The sequence below is a fragment of the Rhodococcus xishaensis genome (assembly GCF_004011825.1).
GTDB classification, from domain to species: Bacteria; Actinomycetota; Actinomycetes; order Mycobacteriales; family Mycobacteriaceae; genus Prescottella; species Prescottella xishaensis.
In genome coordinates this window covers 59,804-75,066 of sequence record NZ_RKLO01000002.1, presented here as the reverse complement: position 1 = coordinate 75,066, position 15,263 = coordinate 59,804, and the positions used below count along the sequence as shown (strand labels likewise).

Sequence of the window (15,263 nt, the reverse complement as noted above, 5' to 3'; positions counted from 1 at the left end):
GTCCTTCCCGGACGAGATCATGTACCGACACCCCAGGGGGTGTGGCATGTCGGCGATGCAGGTTAGCGCGAGGGCACGGAGAGTTCAAGTCGCAGATTCATTTCCGGCGACGATCGACGAAGGGCGTTTTGCGCCCAGCCCGGCGTGAAGGTAGCGTGCACCGCTCGGTGGCGTATGCCCTCTGCCCGGTACCGATGACCGAATACACACGCCCTCTGCCCGGTGCCGATACCCGAACACACACGATCGAGGTGTTCTGCCTCACTGGAATGGAGTTCGATGACGGACGTCGCAATCGAGGCGGGTCGTACCCGTGACGGGTCGACGCTAGCGGCGCTGCGGAGTCCTCAACGTCTCAGGACCGAGGTGCTCGCGGGCCTGGTCGTGGCACTGGCACTGATCCCGGAGGCGATCTCCTTCTCGATCATCGCCGGGGTCGATCCCCGGGTGGGTCTGTTCGCATCGTTCACGATGGCGGTGACGATCGCGATAGTGGGCGGCCGCCGGGCGATGATTTCCGCCGCCACCGGAGCCGTCGCGCTGGTGGTTGCCCCTGTTGTGCGCGATCACGGACTCGACTATCTGATCGCCACGGTGATCCTGGCCGGGGTGCTCCAGATCGTCCTCTCCGTGCTAGGCGTGGCGCGGCTGATGCGGTTCATACCCCGCAGTGTGATGGTCGGGTTCGTCAACGCACTCGCGATCTTGATCTTCACGGCGCAGCTGCCGTATCTGATCGATGTTCCATGGCTGGTGTATCCCATGGTCGCGGTCGGTCTGGCCATCATGGTGTTCCTGCCCAAAATCACCGCCGCGGTTCCTGGACCGCTGGTCGCGATCGTGCTGATGACCGCGGCGACGGTCGTCCTCGGACTCGGCGTCCCGAATGTCGGCGACGAGGGTGAGCTTCCGTCGAGCCTGCCCACCCTGCTCATTCCCGACGTGCCCCTGACCCTCGAAACGCTGCGCATCATCGCCCCGTACGCACTGGCCGTAGCGCTGGTGGGGCTGCTGGAATCGTTGATGACCGCCAAGCTCGTCGACGACATCACCGACACCCACTCCGACAAGACCCGTGAGGGCTGGGGTCAGGGTGTGGCGAACCTCGTCACCGGATTCTTCGGCGGCATGGGCGGATGCGCGATGATCGGGCAGACCATGATCAACGTCAAGGTCTCCGGCGCCCGAACACGTATCTCTACCTTCCTGGCCGGCGTCTTCTTGCTGATCCTCGTGGTCGGTCTCGGCGATATCGTCGCACTCATCCCGATGGCGGCGCTCGTCGCGGTCATGATCATGGTGTCCGTCGGCACCATGAACTGGCATTCGATCTCCCCGAAGACGTTGCGGCGTATGCCCCGCAGCGAGACCGGCGTCATGCTGGCGACCGTCGCCGTCACGGTGGTCACCCACAACCTCGCATATGGAGTGATCGTCGGCGTGATCACCGCCATGGTGCTGTTTGCACGCCGTGTCGCCCACGTCACCGCGGTCGAGCGAATCACCGAGATCGACATCGACGACGACGGAACGATCGACAGCCGGACCTACCGCGTGCGCGGCGAATTGTTCTTCGCCTCGAGCAACGATCTGATCTACCAGTTCGACTATGTCGGTGACCCAGCCCACGTGATTGTCGACTTCTCCGAAGCCCACATCTGGGACGCATCCACGGTCGCCACTCTCGATGCCATAGAGGCGAAGTACGCGACCCACGGCAAATCCGTCGAGTTCACCGGACTAAACGTGGGCTCGGCAGACCGCCACGCGCGGCTCTCCGGTCACCTCGGCGAGGGCCACTGAAGTCACCAGGAGCCGGTCCGCAGCACGATCTCGCTGGCCAACTCCGCAGCCGCCTTCGCCGGGACGTTCTCGATGCCGTCGAGTTGGACGATCCGGAACTCCGAGTAGGCGTACCGGCCGCTGGCCTCGGCGCTCGGGCGTCCGAGGGCGTTGCCTACGACGACGGTGGTCGGCAACTCGACCGCGGGGCACACCGCGTCGAGCACGGCCCCCTCGACATCGGGAACGGCCGGATGACCACGGTCGGCGACGATGAGGCTCGCGAACCGTCCAAACGTCTTCGCTGCCAGCCGCCATGCGAGTTCCGCCCCCGCGCCGGCACCGACGAGATTGACCCACGGCAACTTCAGCTTGTCGAGTAGCGCGATCACCGACGCCTCATCGAGTCCGTAGATGTTCTCGACGGCGACGGTCCGCAGGTCCGAATCGTGCAATCGTGCACAGACGGCGTCGAACACGTCTACCGGGTCGCCGGCGTCGGGCAACAGCAACACCGCGTGCCGACTCTCGGGACCCCCGATACGGACCGTCACGGTCCCGCTCCCCACGGCAACGCTCGTCGACTCCATGCCTGAAGACGGTACGCGCCCCATGTCACGAAATCGGCCCGTTAGGAGGGATAGATACTGTCGATGATCGCGCGCGCCATGGTGGTCGCCGGGCCCTGGCCGTTCGCGGCGACCGCCAGGTTGGTCCACACCACCAGCGTCACGTTGTTGTCGGGATCGTGCCCCATGAACGAATTGAATCCCGAAATCTCGCCGGCGTGCCCGTACATCGGGCCGAGTTTGGCAATGCCCCAACCATATTCGGCAGCATCGCTATCCGCGCTGGTGGGCTGCACGCTGCCCAGACGATCAGCCTGCAAGTCCGCGTTGAGCAGCTGACCGCCCACCAAGTCCTGCACCCACGTGACAAGGTCGTTCGCGGTGGAGATGGCGGCGCCGGCTGCCCACCCCCACGACGGGTTGACGTCGGTGACGTCGTTGGGAGCAAGCGTGCCGGCCTCGGCAGCGGCCTGCATGTCCTCGGGTAGCGCCGGATTCGTCAGAGTCTGCATATTCGTCCCATACATGTAGCCCTGCGGGTGGGGCGCCGGGAGTGAACTGTCGACGATGTCGGGAAACGAGGTTTGGCTCAATCCCAGCGGGCCGAACAGTCGCGACTGGAAGATCTGCGGCAGCGGCTTGTCGTCCAGGCTCTCGGCGATGAGGCCGAGGAGCACGGTGTTGGTGTTGGAGTACCGATAGCCCTGCCCCGGCGGAAAGTACGGTGGATTCGCGAACGCGAGCTCCAAGAGTTCGTCCGGCTGCCACTGCCTCTGCGGGTCGTCGTCGAGCGCCTCGTTCAGTTGTGGGGTCTCCGTGTAGTTGAAGAGCCCGCTGCGCATGTCGAGCAGTTGCTCGATCGTAATGTTGTCACCGTTCGGGACGTCCGTGCGGTACTTCGACACCGGATCCGTCAACGCGATCTTGCCTTCCTGGACAAGCTGCAGAATCACCGTGCCGGTCATGGTCTTGGTGTTGGAGCCGATGCGGATGTGGTCGACGGTGTCCACCGGGACGTCCTCATCTCGGGTTCCGGTGCCGTACTGCACAGTATGGGCGCCATCGGGGGTCCTGAGGATCACGACGGCACCGGGCACCTGAAACTCTCGAGCCACGTCTTCAACGAGCCCGTTCAGGGCATCGGTGTCGATGTCCTCTATAGCGGCCGTCGGGGACGTCGCATCCGCGGGCGCGGTCTCCTCACTCGACGTACATCCCGCGATCACGAGCGCGGACAGCGCCACTCCGCTGATCAGTCGGACCGTCGAAGCTCTCCTCAAGGCAGCACGCATGTCGCTTCCTCCATGTCGGCGCGGTCGCCGGTGACGTAAGGAATCCTAGGGCCGGACACCTCCGCCACGCGCCAAAGCCGCGAAACACCCTACTGACCATTGCTTTCCGTTAACCCGCGCTTGATCGTCTCGCGCGTAGAGCCCAGCGAGGACGCGATCGTCGGCAGGCCTGTACGTGCCCCAGTCTCGAGAATCGAGAGGACGGCGGCGACGTCGAGGTGCTGTTCGACGAGGTCAGCCAACAGGTCCAGCTGGGCCTCCCGGACCCGCCTGACGTCGGTGTCGGAGGCGACGACGAAACCGGCCCGGCCGGCGTCCGCCGCCACCTCGGCGAGGAAGCGGCGGCGGTAGCGGTCGTTGTCGAGCAACCCGTGCCAGTGCGTTCCCCGGACACTGCCCCGGACGCTGCCCTCCTTGCTGCCATCGGCGGCACACAGCAGCGGGGCGTCACCGTTGCGTCGGACGCGCCCGTGGTGGATCTCGTAGCCGTGCAGCGGGATTCCGTCGGAGTCGCCGTCGACCCGTCCGAGCACCTTATCGGCCGCGAACTCGATCTCGAGGTCGAGCAGACCCAGCCCCGGCACCGCACCCGCGTCGGATTCGACAGTGTCGTCAATCATCGTTCCGAGCATCTGGTAGCCGCCACAGATGCCGAGGATGGCGCCTCCCTTCGCGGCGCGGCGGACGAGCGCATCGGCGATTCCACTGCGCCGCAACCACTCCAGGTCGGTGACGGTGGACTTGCTACCAGGAACTACGACGAGGTCGACGTCGGCCAGGCGCGACGGCTCACTGACCCAGTGCACCGAGACGCCCGGCTCGCACGCGAGCGCCTCGACGTCGGTGGAGTTGGAGATGCGCGGTAACCGGATCGCGGCGACCCGCAGCCACTCCTCGCCGACCGGCGGCTCGGGCCGGCCGACGGGGGCGTCGCTGACGACGCCCAGCGAGTCCTCGGCGTCGAGCCACAAGCCATCGGCGAACGGGATCACCCCGAGGGTAGGGCGACCAGTGAGCGCCTCCAGTTGGTCGAGTCCCGGCCCGAGGAGACTCACGTCGCCGCGGAACTTGTTGATTACAAATCCGGCGATCAGTGCCTGATCCCGCGGCGAGAGAACTGCGACGGTGCCGAACAGGTGCGCCAGGACTCCCCCACGGTCGATGTCTCCGACGATGATCACCGGCACCCGCGCGGCCTCCGCGAGACCCATGTTCGCCAGGTCGGTGGCCCGAAGGTTGATCTCGGCGGGCGAGCCTGCTCCCTCGCAGATCACGACATCGAATTCGTCGCGCAACGCCGCGAGCTCGTCGGTGACCACCCCGCGCAGCCATTCGCGGTGGGTGATGTAGTCGCGGGCACCGACCGTGGTGACCGCCTTGCCCCGGACCACCAGTTGCGATGTCCGGTCACCACCAGGCTTGAGGAGCACCGGGTTGAACCGCACGCTCGGCTCGAGCCCGCATGCCCGCGCCTGCAACGCCTGGGCCCGGCCGATCTCCCCGCCGTCGAGGGTTACGACGGAGTTGTTCGACATGTTCTGCGCCTTGAACGGCGCTACCCGCACGCCCCTTCGGGCCAGCATCCGGCACAGCCCCGCGACGAGGACGCTCTTGCCGGCGTCGGACGTGGTGCCCGCGACCAGCAGGGCGCCGCTGACGGCCGGGGAGGATCCCGGCGTCACGGCAGCGGCGGGCCCCGGCATTACGGGAGCGTGAGGATCTCGGCGCCCTCGTCGGTGACGACGATGGTGTGCTCGAACTGGGCGGTCCACTTGCGGTCCTTGGTCACGACCGTCCAGCCGTCCTCCCAGATGTCGTAGTCGACCGTGCCGAGATTGATCATCGGTTCGATCGTGAAGACCATGCCCGGTTCGATGACGGTGTCGACGTTGGGCTGGTCGTAATGAAGGATCACCAGGCCGTTGTGGAAGGTCTCGCCGATGCCGTGGCCGGTGAAATCCCGCACGACGCCGTAGCCGAAACGGTTGGCATAAGACTCGATGACGCGGCCGATCACGTTGAGTTCGCGGCCCGGTTTGACCGCCTTGATTGCACGCTGCGTGGCCTCGCGTGTGCGCTCGACCAGCAGGCGGTTCTCCTCGGCGACGTCGCCCGCGAGGAAGGTCGCGTTGGTATCGCCGTGCACGCCGCCGATGTAGGCGGTGACGTCGATGTTGACGATGTCGCCGTCCTGGATCACGGTCGAGTCGGGGATACCGTGGCAGATGACCTCGTTGAGCGACGTGCAGCATGATTTCGGGAAGCCGCGATAGCCGAGCGTCGACGGGTAGGCGCCGTGGTCGCACATGTACTCGTGCGCTGTGCGGTCCAGTTCGTCGGTGGTCACGCCGGGCGCGACCGCCTTGCCGGCCTCCTGGAGCGCCTGCGCGGCGATCTTGCCGGCCACCTGCATCTTCTCGATGGTCTCGGGCGTCTGAACCCACGGCTCGTTGCCCTCGCGGGCCGTCGCCTTCCATGCGTACTCGGGCCGCTCGATCTCCTTGGGCACCGCGAGGGTAGGAGAGACGGTACCGGGAACGAGGGCAGTGCGAACAGACATGAGACCAGGGTAGACCGGCACTCTGAACGGGCGTCGACCCGTAGGGTCGGCTCAGATTCGCTCGCCTTCCGGACGGCCGATAATGCGGAGGTTCAACGCAGTTCGGACACGACCTGAGATCGCACGTGCCGCACCGTTCCCGACCCGAGCGCCCCATTCCTCGCTCCGATACCCGGGATTCCGCGACAACTGGCAAGGAATGGGCGCTCAGGCCGATGCTGCACAATGAACCCGTGCCCGGTTCCATCGGATGGGTGGGCGACCCGTCAGCCGACTCCCCGACGTGGCTCGCGCCCTACCCGTACCCTGATCCCTGGCCAGAAAGCGGGTGGCTGGCAGATCTATTTCCGCACGTCCTGCAGATCCTGCACCCGGCGTACCTCGGCCCCGACGACGCAGCGCAGCCGGTCACCTGGGCCAAAGTTGCCGCGGCTCGGGGGACCGTCCTCACTATCGGCGAGACCTTCGAAACGATCGACGATCCGTGCGCACCCGTCGACGACGGACTGTTCGACGCATCTCCCGAGATGGGTCGATACCGGTTGAGCTGATCGACGCGGTGTACTCACACTTCGACGACGCCGCCCACGGTGCCTGTTCTGGTCCGGGTGGGGAGGATTCCTCGACCGGCCAATCCGCGGATGCGCCCGAGTGGAGGAACATCCGCGAGGGTTCTCCTACCAGGTTGTCAGGGCGACCCGGCCTGCCGAGCCGCGTGCTGTGCGTTCGCGGACACCGAACTTCTGGTGGCCTACCGACCAATCGTGGTGTGCCGCGACCGGGATCGACGACCTGTATACCCTCGTGGTGTCCGCGGATCTCGCGAGACTCGAGGTCGCTCACGCAGATCCGCGACTCGAGACCCAGCTGCATACCCGGGCCTGAGCACCCATTCCTCGCTTCGGTGCCCGGGATTCCGCCATCGCTGGCACGGAATGGGTGGTCAGGCCGACGCTTGACCCCGATCTTCCCGCGACCGAAAACCTGCCGGTAGCTTGACGATGGTGACAACCATCGCCCCTCTGATCGCGGTCGCCGCGGCAGGCATCGTCGCCGGCGCCCTCGCCAACCGTGCGATCGATCGGGTGCAACGCGAGACAGCACAACCGGATTCCCACCCGCGCTGCCGATGCCAGGTGGGTCCACCCTTCCCCATCGCCTTCGTCGACACCCTCCTGAACCGCGGGACATGCGCGCGCTGCGGGCGACGCCAGCTCCTGCGTCCGTTGGCGGTGGAATTATCCACTGCGGCATTGTTCGTCGTCCTGACAGTGCGTTTGGTGTCTCTCGACCTGCTCCCCGCGCTGCCGGCCTACTGGTACTTCGCTACCGTCGCTGTCGCACTCACCGTGATCGACATCGACTGCAAACGGCTGCCGAATTTCCTTGTGCTGCCGTCATATCCTGCCGTCTTCGCTCTCCTGGCGCTCGCGGCGGCCGTGCTGGACGACTGGCCGGCACTACTGCGGGCCGCGGTCGGGGCGATAGCGCTCTTCGGGTTCTACCTCGCCCTCGCGCTCGTCCACCCGGCCGGCATGGGCTTGGGCGACGTCAAGCTCGCCGGTGTCGTCGGCGCCGTTCTCGCCTTCGTTTCGTACGGCGCCTTCGTGCTCGGGGCGCTACTCGCCTTCGTGTTCGCGGCGGTCGCAGGAGCCGTGCTGTTGATCACCCGACGCGCGCTCGTCGGGACGACGATCCCGTTCGGGCCCTACATGATCGCCGCAGCACTCGTCGGCGTGGTCGCAGCGGAACCACTCGGGCGTGCATATCTCAGTTGGCGGACGGGGTCCTGAAACGAGTCAGTCGAGCAGGACGGTGGCGAACGTCGCGACCTGAGAGAATCCCACCCGTGCATAGGCTCGTCGCGCCCGCTCGTTGTAGCTGTTGACATAGAGGCTCGCCACCCGCCCTCGTGCCATGACGGCCTGCGCCACGGCCGCCGTTCCGGCAGCGCCCAATCCCTCACCCCGACGGGCTGGATCGACCCATACCCCCTGGATCTGCCCGACAGCAGCGGACATGGAACCGACCTCGGCCTTGTAGACCACCTGGCCGTCCTCGAACCGGGCCCACGCCCGTCCGGACGAGATGAGGTTCGCCACCCGCCGCCGGTAGCTGCGTCCACCGTCGCTGGCTTGCGGATCGATCCCGACCTCTTCGATGAACATTGCGATCGCGGCGGGCAGGTACATGTCGATCTCCCCCATCCGGACCTGACGCACATGCGGATCGGGCCGCACCTTGGGGCGGACATCGAGCGCGAGCAGCGGTTGCTCCGAACGGATCTCGCGCGCCGAACCCCACTCCGATTCGAGCACGTCCCACAGCGGCAGCGTCAACTCGGCGCGTCCTACGAGGGACGAGCACATCCGAGGGAACCGGCTGGCACGGTCGGCGAACGCACGAAGATCGTCGACGTCACCGAGCAGTGGAATCAGGTTTGCCCCAGCGAAACACAGCGACTCCGCCGGTCCTCCGCGGCTCCACATCTCGCCCTGCAGCACACGCGGGTCCAGACCAGACTGCTGGACACGGGCGGCGACCATGCACGCCGCGACGGGATCGGTTTCGAGCACCCGCAAGACCTGGGAGGTGTCCCGACCTCCCAGCTGCCTCGCTCCGAGGAGTTTGAGCACTTACGCACCCCTTTCGCCCCGTGCCCGTTCGTTGAGACCGCTCTGCGCGCTGGTCCGTCAGCGGATCCTAGCCACGCCCGATCCGGGAACCACACTGCCACGAAGGGCCCCGAGGTGGGGAGATTTCAGCTGACGGTGACAACCGGTTCTCCGCTCGCATCCCCACCTTCCATTTCCTCCGCTATCCGCATTGCCTCCTCGATGAGCGTCTCGACGATCTGAGCCTCCGGAACGGTCTTGATGACCTTGCCCTTGACGAAGATCTGGCCCTTGCCGTTGCCGGACGCCACACCGAGGTCCGCCTCACGCGCTTCGCCGGGACCGTTGACGACGCAGCCCATGACGGCAACCCGCAGCGGGACCTCCATGCCCTCGAGGCCCGCGGTGACCTCGTTCGCGAGCGTGTAGACATCGACCTGCGCGCGCCCGCACGACGGGCACGAGACGATCTCGAGCTTTCGTGGGCGCAGGTTCAGCGATTGCAGGATCTGCGTCCCGACCTTGATCTCCTCGGCCGGCGGCGCCGACAGTGAGACCCGGATCGTGTCGCCGATACCCTCGGACAGCAGCGCTCCGAACGCGACTGCCGACTTGATCGTCCCCTGGAATGCCGGGCCGGCCTCGGTCACACCGAGATGCAAGGGGTAGTCGCACTGCGCCGCGAGCTGCCGGTACGCCTCGACCATGACGACGGGATCGTTGTGCTTGACCGAGATCTTGATGTCGCCGAAGCCGTGTTCCTCGAACAGGCTCGCTTCCCAGAGCGCGGATTCGACGAGCGCCTCCGGTGTGGCCTTGCCGTACTTCTGCATCAGGCGTGGATCGAGCGAACCGGCGTTGACGCCGATGCGGATCGGGATACCGGCGTCACCGGCCGCTTTCGCGACCTCCTTGACGCGGCCGTCGAACTCCTTGATATTGCCGGGGTTTACGCGGACCGCAGCGCACCCGGCGTCGATCGCAGCGAATATGTACCGCGGCTGGAAGTGGATGTCGGCGATCACCGGGATCTGACTCTTCTTCGCAATAGTCGCGAGCGCGTCCGCGTCCTCTTGACGCGGGCAGGCGACCCGGACGATGTCGCATCCGGATGCCGTCAGCTCGGCGATCTGTTGCAGTGTCGCGTTCACGTCGTGCGTCTTGGTGGTGCACATCGACTGCACCGATACCGGGTAGTCGCTGCCGACGCCGACGCCCCCGACCATCAACTGGCGCGTCTTGCGTCGGGGCGCAAGAACGGCGGGAACTTCGGGCATGCCCAAACCGACGGGGCTGGTCACGTTTCGCCTTCTTTCGTTGGTTCGGAGCAAGTCTATCGTTCGGGCACTTCCCGGAAATGGGTCACGGGAACAGCTGGATCGGGTTCACGATGTCGGCAGTGAGGGCGAGGATCATGTACGCACCACCGAGGACGACGAACACATAGGTGAGCGGCATCAGCTTCATGTAGTCGACAGGTGCACCGGCCGCCAGGCCTCGCACCTTCCGGATCGAGTTGCGGATCTTCTCGTAGACCGTGACCGCGATGTGGCCGCCGTCGAGCGGCAACAGCGGCAGCAGATTGAACATGCCGAGGAAGAAGTTCAGGACCGCCAGCAGGAGGACGAACGCTTCCCAGATCCCTCGTTCGGCAAACTCGCCACCGATGACGGAGGCACCCACCACGCTGACCGGCGTGTCGACCCCGCGCTCGCCACCGGTCACCGCGGTCCACAGATCGGCAACCTTGGCCGGCATCTGGGTCAGCGCGTGGGCGGTCTGGACGAAGAGGTCACCGGTAAAGGAAAGACTCGCCGGGACAGCCGGCAAGAACGCGTACTGCACGGTCCGCGGCGGCCCCCCGACTCCGATTGCGCCCACCTCCGCAGACACCGGCGGCAGCTGATCCTCCATGGTGGACCCCGGAGGATTCACCCAGCGCTGCGCCTGCTGGATCTGCACCGGGATCACCAGCGTCTGCCCGTCCCGGTCGACGGTGAAGTCGGCCGTCCCCGACAGCGGCTGTGTCGCGTCCACGAGGTCGCCGAACGTCGCCGTCTCCTCGCCGTTGACCGCGGTGATCACGTCGCCGGCGCGGATGCCGGCCTCAGCGGCCGGGCCGACCCCCGAGCACTCGGAGAGCGCGTAGCCGTCGTCCTTGCCCGCCTGCGCCGGCGACACACACGCCGTGTTCTCCACCACGGCGCGGGTCTCCGGGTTCGGCAAACCCCAGCCGACGGCCAACACCATGATCAGCACGAATCCGAGGGCGAAGTTCATCGCGATGCCGGCCGACATCACGACGATCCGCTTCCACGCCTTCTGCTTGTACATCGCACGGTCGACCTCGTCGGGAGCGAGTTCGTCGATCGCGGTCATGCCGGCGATATCGCAGAAGCCACCCGCCGGGATGGCCTTGAGGCCGTACTCGGTCTCGCCGCGACGGAACGAGAAGATCTTCGGGCCGAACCCGATGTAGTAGCGGCGCACCTTCATGCCGAGCGCCTTGGCGCTCCACATGTGACCGGCCTCGTGCAGCGCGATCGACAAGCCGATGCCGAGGGCGAACAGCGTGACCCCGAGAGCGAAAACCATCGCGTTCTAGCCCTCCTGCTTCACAAGTTCACGCGCCCGTGCTCGAGCCCATCCGTCGGCTGCCAGGACGTCGTCCACGTTGGCGGGAGGGGCCGACCATTCCCCGCCTGTCGCGAGAACCCGTTCGACGGTACGGACGATCGAGGGAAACCGCAGCGTCCCATCGAGGAACGCCTCGGCGGCGACCTCGTTGGCGGCGTTGTAGACCGCGGTCATGCAGCCGCCCGCCTTGCCTGCCTGCCGGGCCAGGTCTACTGCCGGGAACACGGTTGCGTCCAGTGGTTCAAACGTCCACGTCGACGCCGTGGAGAAGTCACATGCGAGGGCCGCACCCGGGACCCGGTTCGGCCACCCGAGCGCGAGCGCGATCGGCAGCTTCATGTCCGGCGGGCTGGCCTGCGCGAGCGTCGAGCCGTCGACGAAGGTGACCATCGAGTGCACGATCGACTGCGGATGAACCGTCACGTCGATCCGGTCGTAGTCGATCCCGTACAGCAGATGTGCCTCGATCAGCTCGAGGCCCTTGTTCACCAGCGACGCCGAGTTCAGAGTGTTCATCGGGCCCATGGACCATGTCGGATGCGCGCCGGCCTGTTCAGGCGTGACGTCCTCGAGCGCTTCTGCCGTCCAACCCCGGAACGGCCCACCGGACGCGGTGAGGATCAGCCGTTCGACCTCCTCCGCGCGTCCGCCGAGCAAGCACTGCGCGAGCGCCGAGTGCTCGGAATCCACCGGCACGATCTGGCCCGGTGCGGCGGCCGCAGTCACCAACGGACCACCCGCGACGAGTGACTCCTTGTTCGCCAGCGCGAGTCGGGCACCCGACGCGAGTGCGGCGAGCGTTGGTTCGAGACCGAGCGAGCCAACGAGCGCGTTCAGCACGACGTCGGCCTCGGTCTCCCGAACCAGTTCGGTGACCGCGCCGGAACCGGACAGCACGCCCGGCAGATCCAGCTGGGCGGCGGCGACCGCATCGGACACGGCGACCCGGGTCACCCCGGTCTCGCAGATCTGGCGAGCGAGCAGGTCGACGTTCCTCCCACCCGCCGCAAGCCCGACTACTTCGAACCTGTCGGGATTGGCGGCGATGATCTCGAGGGCCTGGGTGCCGATGGAACCGGTACTGCCCAAGAGCAGGACGCGAGTCGGTTGAGTGTCTGCCACGCTCCTATTGTTCCTGATGGAACCTGAGAGAATCACAGCAGAGCGGGTACGCGACGCCGCTGGGACCCCGCTTCGTACGACGCGCGGTCGTATGCCACGATATGCGGAGATAGCGCATTCGCAAGATCAGGAGGATCGAACCGTGGCCGGTACGGAGCTGGACCCCACCTCGCACGACCCCGTCGTCGCCGGGCACGTCGACACCGCCGAGGTGCCCTCGGCCGCATGGGGCTGGAGCGGTGAGGCCCCGCGGCTGTTCCGTTTCGCCGGCTGGTTCTTCGCGGGCTTCCTGCTGCTGATGATCATCGGCAACCATGAGGGACGGGTCGAGGACTGGTTCCTCATCGGCTTCGCCGGCCTGATGGTCTTGGCCCTGGTGCGCGACATGATTCTGCGGCGCAAGCCCCGGTAGTCGATCCGGCAACCGACAGATCCGGCGCCGACACCGCCCATACGTCCGACGCCGATACTTTCGGCAAAGGCCCCGCACCATGGAAAGGTGCGGGGCCTTCGTCGCTGCGGAGCGCCCGGTCAGTTCTCCGCGGCCAACTGCCCACAGGCCGCCGCGATCTCCTGACCGCGGGTATCACGGACCGTGCACGAGACGCCCTGTGCCTGGACGCGGCGGACGAACTCACGCTCGACCGGCTTGGGACTGGCGTCCCACTTGCTGCCCGGGGTGGGGTTGAGCGGGATCAGGTTGACGTGCACCAGCGGCCCGAGCGCCTTGCGCAGCTTCTTCCCGAGCATGTCGGCACGCCACGGCTGGTCGTTGATGTCGCGGATCAGCGCGTACTCGATCGACACGCGACGGCCGGACTTGTCGGCGTAGTAGCACGCGGCGTCGAGTACCTCGGCCACTGGCCAGCGGTTGTTGACCGGCACCAGGGTGTCGCGGAGTTCGTCGTCCGGGGTGTGCAGCGACACCGCCAGGCGAACCGACATTTCCTCATCGGCGAGCTTTCGGATCGCAGGCGCGAGTCCGACCGTGGAGACCGTCACGGCACGCTGTGAGATGCCCAGCCCGTCCGGCGCCGCAGACGTGATCCGCCGAACCGCCGCGACGACCCGCTTGTAGTTCGCGAGCGGCTCCCCCATGCCCATGAAGACGATGTTCGACAGGCGTCCGGGGCCGCCCTCCACCTCACCGTCACGCAGCGCTGCCGCGGCGGCGCGCACCTGGTCGACGATCTCGGCCGTCGACAGGTTTCGGTTGAGTCCAGCTTGGCCGGTCGCGCAGAACGGGCAGGCCATGCCGCAACCGGCCTGGCTGGAGATGCACAGGGTCGCCCGATCCGGGTAACGCATCAGGACACTCTCGAGCAATGTGCCGTCGTTCGCCTTCCACAGCGTCTTGCGGGTCTGTCCGGCGTCGCAGACTACGTGCCTGACAACGGTGAGCAGCTGAGGGAACAGGGCAGATCCAACCTGATCGCGCATCGCGGCGGGAAGGTCGGTCATCTTCTCCGGATCGGCCTCGAGTCGGCCGTAGTACTGGCGGGCCAGCTGGTCAGCGCGAAACCCGGGCAGACCCAGCTCCTTGACCGTCTCCTTGCGCTCGTCGGCGTCGAGGTCAGCAAGGTGTCGCGGCGGCATTCCGCGGCGCGGCGCGTTGAAGACGAGGGGAAGGGAACCGGAGATTGCAGCCATAGTGCCTGGATTCTCCCATTTGCCGTCTTCGCCCTTCTGCTCGCCTTGCCAGCAACGGCGGCACACCGATGCGCGCGCACCGTGCGCCAGTGCGCAACCAACCACTGGCAACGCGGGTGGCTGCGCCACGCCGACCGGGGCAGGATGGAAGTCACGACACGTGTACGCCTTCGAGATGAGGAGCTGCCCCGTGACGACAAGCGCACAGCGACCTGCAGGTTCCAAGGTCCGCGCGGACCTGGCCCGGTCCTGGCTCCTGATCCCGGCCACGAAACCCGACAACTTTCGACGCAGCACCGAGGTAGATGCAACGATCATCGACCTCGAGGACGGCGTCACACCCGACGACAAGCCCGGTGCGCGTCAGGCCGTAGTGGAGTGGCTGAGCGGAGAGGGCACCGCCTGGGTGCGGATCAACGACGCGACGACGCCGCATTGGACCGACGACCTCGAGGCGATCTCCTCGCTGCCCGGGCTGGCCGGGGTGATGCTTGCCAAGACCGAGAGCGGAGGCCAAGTCGAGTCGACCCGCGAGCGGCTCACGGAGGGAACTCCGATCATCCCGCTGATCGAGTCGGCGATGGGGCTCGAGGCGGCACCCGAGATCGCCCGAGCGGAGGGCACTTTCCGAATGGCCTTCGGCAGCGGGGACTTCCGCCGCGACACCGGCATGAGCGACGACGCCATGGCCATGGCCTACCCACGGGCCCGGCTAGTGATCACCAGCCGCGCGGCACGACTTGCCGGCGGCCCGATCGACGGACCGACCATCTCGGCGAATGACACCATCCTGCAACGGGATTGCGAGGCGACCGTCTCGCTCGGACTCACTGGCAAACTGTGCCTGCACCCCGATCAGGCACAGACCGTCAACCGAGTACTCAGCCCGAGTAACCACGAAATCACCTGGGCTCAGGAGGTGATCGACGACCTCGGCGCCGATGGCGAACGGGTGCGTGACGGCAGTGATCTCCCCCGGCTGGCGAAGGCGAAGAAACTCACCCAGCTGGCCAAGGTGTTCGGCCTGCGCTGAGCG

General features: G+C 66.6%; 14 protein-coding genes. 5 read left to right on the top strand and 9 right to left on the bottom strand.

The features are described 5' to 3' along the window. Positions 1–279: 279 nt before the first annotated feature. Positions 280–1,803 (top strand): SulP family inorganic anion transporter, encoded by a 1,524-nt coding sequence (locus EGT50_RS04820; protein ID WP_127951466.1) that lies wholly within the window; start codon positions 280–282, stop codon positions 1,801–1,803. A 2-nt stretch (positions 1,804–1,805) separates the two neighbouring features. On the opposite strand, the gene EGT50_RS04815 is transcribed toward EGT50_RS04820, so the two are convergent. From EGT50_RS04815 to map, 4 genes are all read right to left on the bottom strand, one after another. Further along, the gene (locus tag EGT50_RS04815; protein ID WP_127951465.1) at positions 1,806–2,372 is read right to left on the bottom strand and encodes an alpha/beta fold hydrolase; all 567 of its coding nucleotides are present in this window, start codon (positions 2,370–2,372) and stop codon (positions 1,806–1,808) included. A 41-nt stretch (positions 2,373–2,413) separates the two neighbouring features. Continuing rightward, complete coding sequence (locus EGT50_RS04810) at positions 2,414–3,643, bottom strand: serine hydrolase domain-containing protein (protein ID WP_127951464.1); 1,230 nt, start codon at positions 3,641–3,643, stop codon at positions 2,414–2,416. An 89-nt stretch (positions 3,644–3,732) separates the two neighbouring features. Then, positions 3,733–5,346 (bottom strand): cobyric acid synthase, encoded by a 1,614-nt coding sequence (locus tag EGT50_RS04805; protein ID WP_127951463.1) that lies wholly within the window; start codon positions 5,344–5,346, stop codon positions 3,733–3,735. After that, on the bottom strand, positions 5,346–6,203 hold the full coding sequence (gene map, locus EGT50_RS04800; protein ID WP_127951462.1) for a type I methionyl aminopeptidase: 858 nt from the start codon (positions 6,201–6,203) through the stop codon (positions 5,346–5,348). Before map ends, EGT50_RS04805 begins: the two co-directional genes overlap by 1 nt. Positions 6,204–6,436: 233 nt before the next feature. On the opposite strand from map, the gene EGT50_RS04795 reads away from it, so the two are divergent. Both EGT50_RS04795 and EGT50_RS04790 read left to right on the top strand, forming a co-directional pair. Further along, the gene (locus tag EGT50_RS04795) at positions 6,437–6,754 is read left to right on the top strand and encodes a hypothetical protein (protein WP_127951461.1); all 318 of its coding nucleotides are present in this window, start codon (positions 6,437–6,439) and stop codon (positions 6,752–6,754) included. A gap of 453 nt (positions 6,755–7,207) precedes the next feature. Next, positions 7,208–7,996: a prepilin peptidase gene (locus EGT50_RS04790; protein ID WP_235870591.1), complete on the top strand. Its 789-nt coding sequence runs from the start codon at positions 7,208–7,210 to the stop codon at positions 7,994–7,996. A gap of 6 nt (positions 7,997–8,002) precedes the next feature. Here EGT50_RS04790 and EGT50_RS04785 read toward each other — a convergent pair whose 3' ends face one another. From EGT50_RS04785 to dxr, 4 genes are all read right to left on the bottom strand, one after another. Further along, positions 8,003–8,839 carry a GNAT family N-acetyltransferase gene (locus tag EGT50_RS04785; RefSeq protein ID WP_127951460.1) on the bottom strand — a complete coding sequence of 279 codons (837 nt, stop codon included), beginning with the start codon at positions 8,837–8,839 and terminating at the stop codon, positions 8,003–8,005. A 125-nt stretch (positions 8,840–8,964) separates the two neighbouring features. Then, on the bottom strand, positions 8,965–10,119 hold the full coding sequence (gene ispG, locus EGT50_RS04780; RefSeq protein WP_127951459.1) for a flavodoxin-dependent (E)-4-hydroxy-3-methylbut-2-enyl-diphosphate synthase: 1,155 nt from the start codon (positions 10,117–10,119) through the stop codon (positions 8,965–8,967). A 61-nt stretch (positions 10,120–10,180) separates the two neighbouring features. Continuing rightward, complete coding sequence (locus EGT50_RS04775; RefSeq protein ID WP_127951458.1) at positions 10,181–11,413, bottom strand: M50 family metallopeptidase; 1,233 nt, start codon at positions 11,411–11,413, stop codon at positions 10,181–10,183. Positions 11,414–11,419: 6 nt separating this feature from the next. Further along, complete coding sequence (gene dxr / locus EGT50_RS04770; protein WP_127951457.1) at positions 11,420–12,577, bottom strand: 1-deoxy-D-xylulose-5-phosphate reductoisomerase; 1,158 nt, start codon at positions 12,575–12,577, stop codon at positions 11,420–11,422. A 142-nt stretch (positions 12,578–12,719) separates the two neighbouring features. Between dxr and EGT50_RS04765 the strand changes: the two genes are divergently transcribed. Further along, positions 12,720–12,989: a DUF2631 domain-containing protein gene (locus EGT50_RS04765; protein ID WP_127951456.1), complete on the top strand. Its 270-nt coding sequence runs from the start codon at positions 12,720–12,722 to the stop codon at positions 12,987–12,989. A 119-nt stretch (positions 12,990–13,108) separates the two neighbouring features. On the opposite strand, the gene rlmN is transcribed toward EGT50_RS04765, so the two are convergent. Continuing rightward, entirely contained in the window at positions 13,109–14,218 is a 1,110-nt protein-coding gene (gene rlmN, locus EGT50_RS04760) for a 23S rRNA (adenine(2503)-C(2))-methyltransferase RlmN (protein WP_127952142.1), read from the bottom strand. 199 nt (positions 14,219–14,417) lie between these two features. On the opposite strand from rlmN, the gene EGT50_RS04755 reads away from it, so the two are divergent. After that, the gene (locus tag EGT50_RS04755; RefSeq protein WP_127951455.1) at positions 14,418–15,260 is read left to right on the top strand and encodes an HpcH/HpaI aldolase/citrate lyase family protein; all 843 of its coding nucleotides are present in this window, start codon (positions 14,418–14,420) and stop codon (positions 15,258–15,260) included. Positions 15,261–15,263: the final 3 nt, after the last annotated feature.

Bases quoted from the DNA above. Each gene is read 5' to 3' on its own strand.
- EGT50_RS04820 (WP_127951466.1), top strand. From the start codon at position 280: ATGACGGACGTCGCAATCGAGGCGGGTCGTACCCGTGACGGGTCGACG.
- EGT50_RS04815 (WP_127951465.1), bottom strand. From the start codon at position 2,372: ATGGAGTCGACGAGCGTTGCCGTGGGGAGCGGGACCGTGACGGTCCGT.
- EGT50_RS04810 (WP_127951464.1), bottom strand. From the start codon at position 3,643: ATGCGTGCTGCCTTGAGGAGAGCTTCGACGGTCCGACTGATCAGCGGA.
- EGT50_RS04805 (WP_127951463.1), bottom strand. From the start codon at position 5,346: ATGCCGGGGCCCGCCGCTGCCGTGACGCCGGGATCCTCCCCGGCCGTC.
- map (WP_127951462.1), bottom strand. From the start codon at position 6,203: ATGTCTGTTCGCACTGCCCTCGTTCCCGGTACCGTCTCTCCTACCCTC.
- EGT50_RS04775 (WP_127951458.1), bottom strand. From the start codon at position 11,413: ATGGTTTTCGCTCTCGGGGTCACGCTGTTCGCCCTCGGCATCGGCTTG.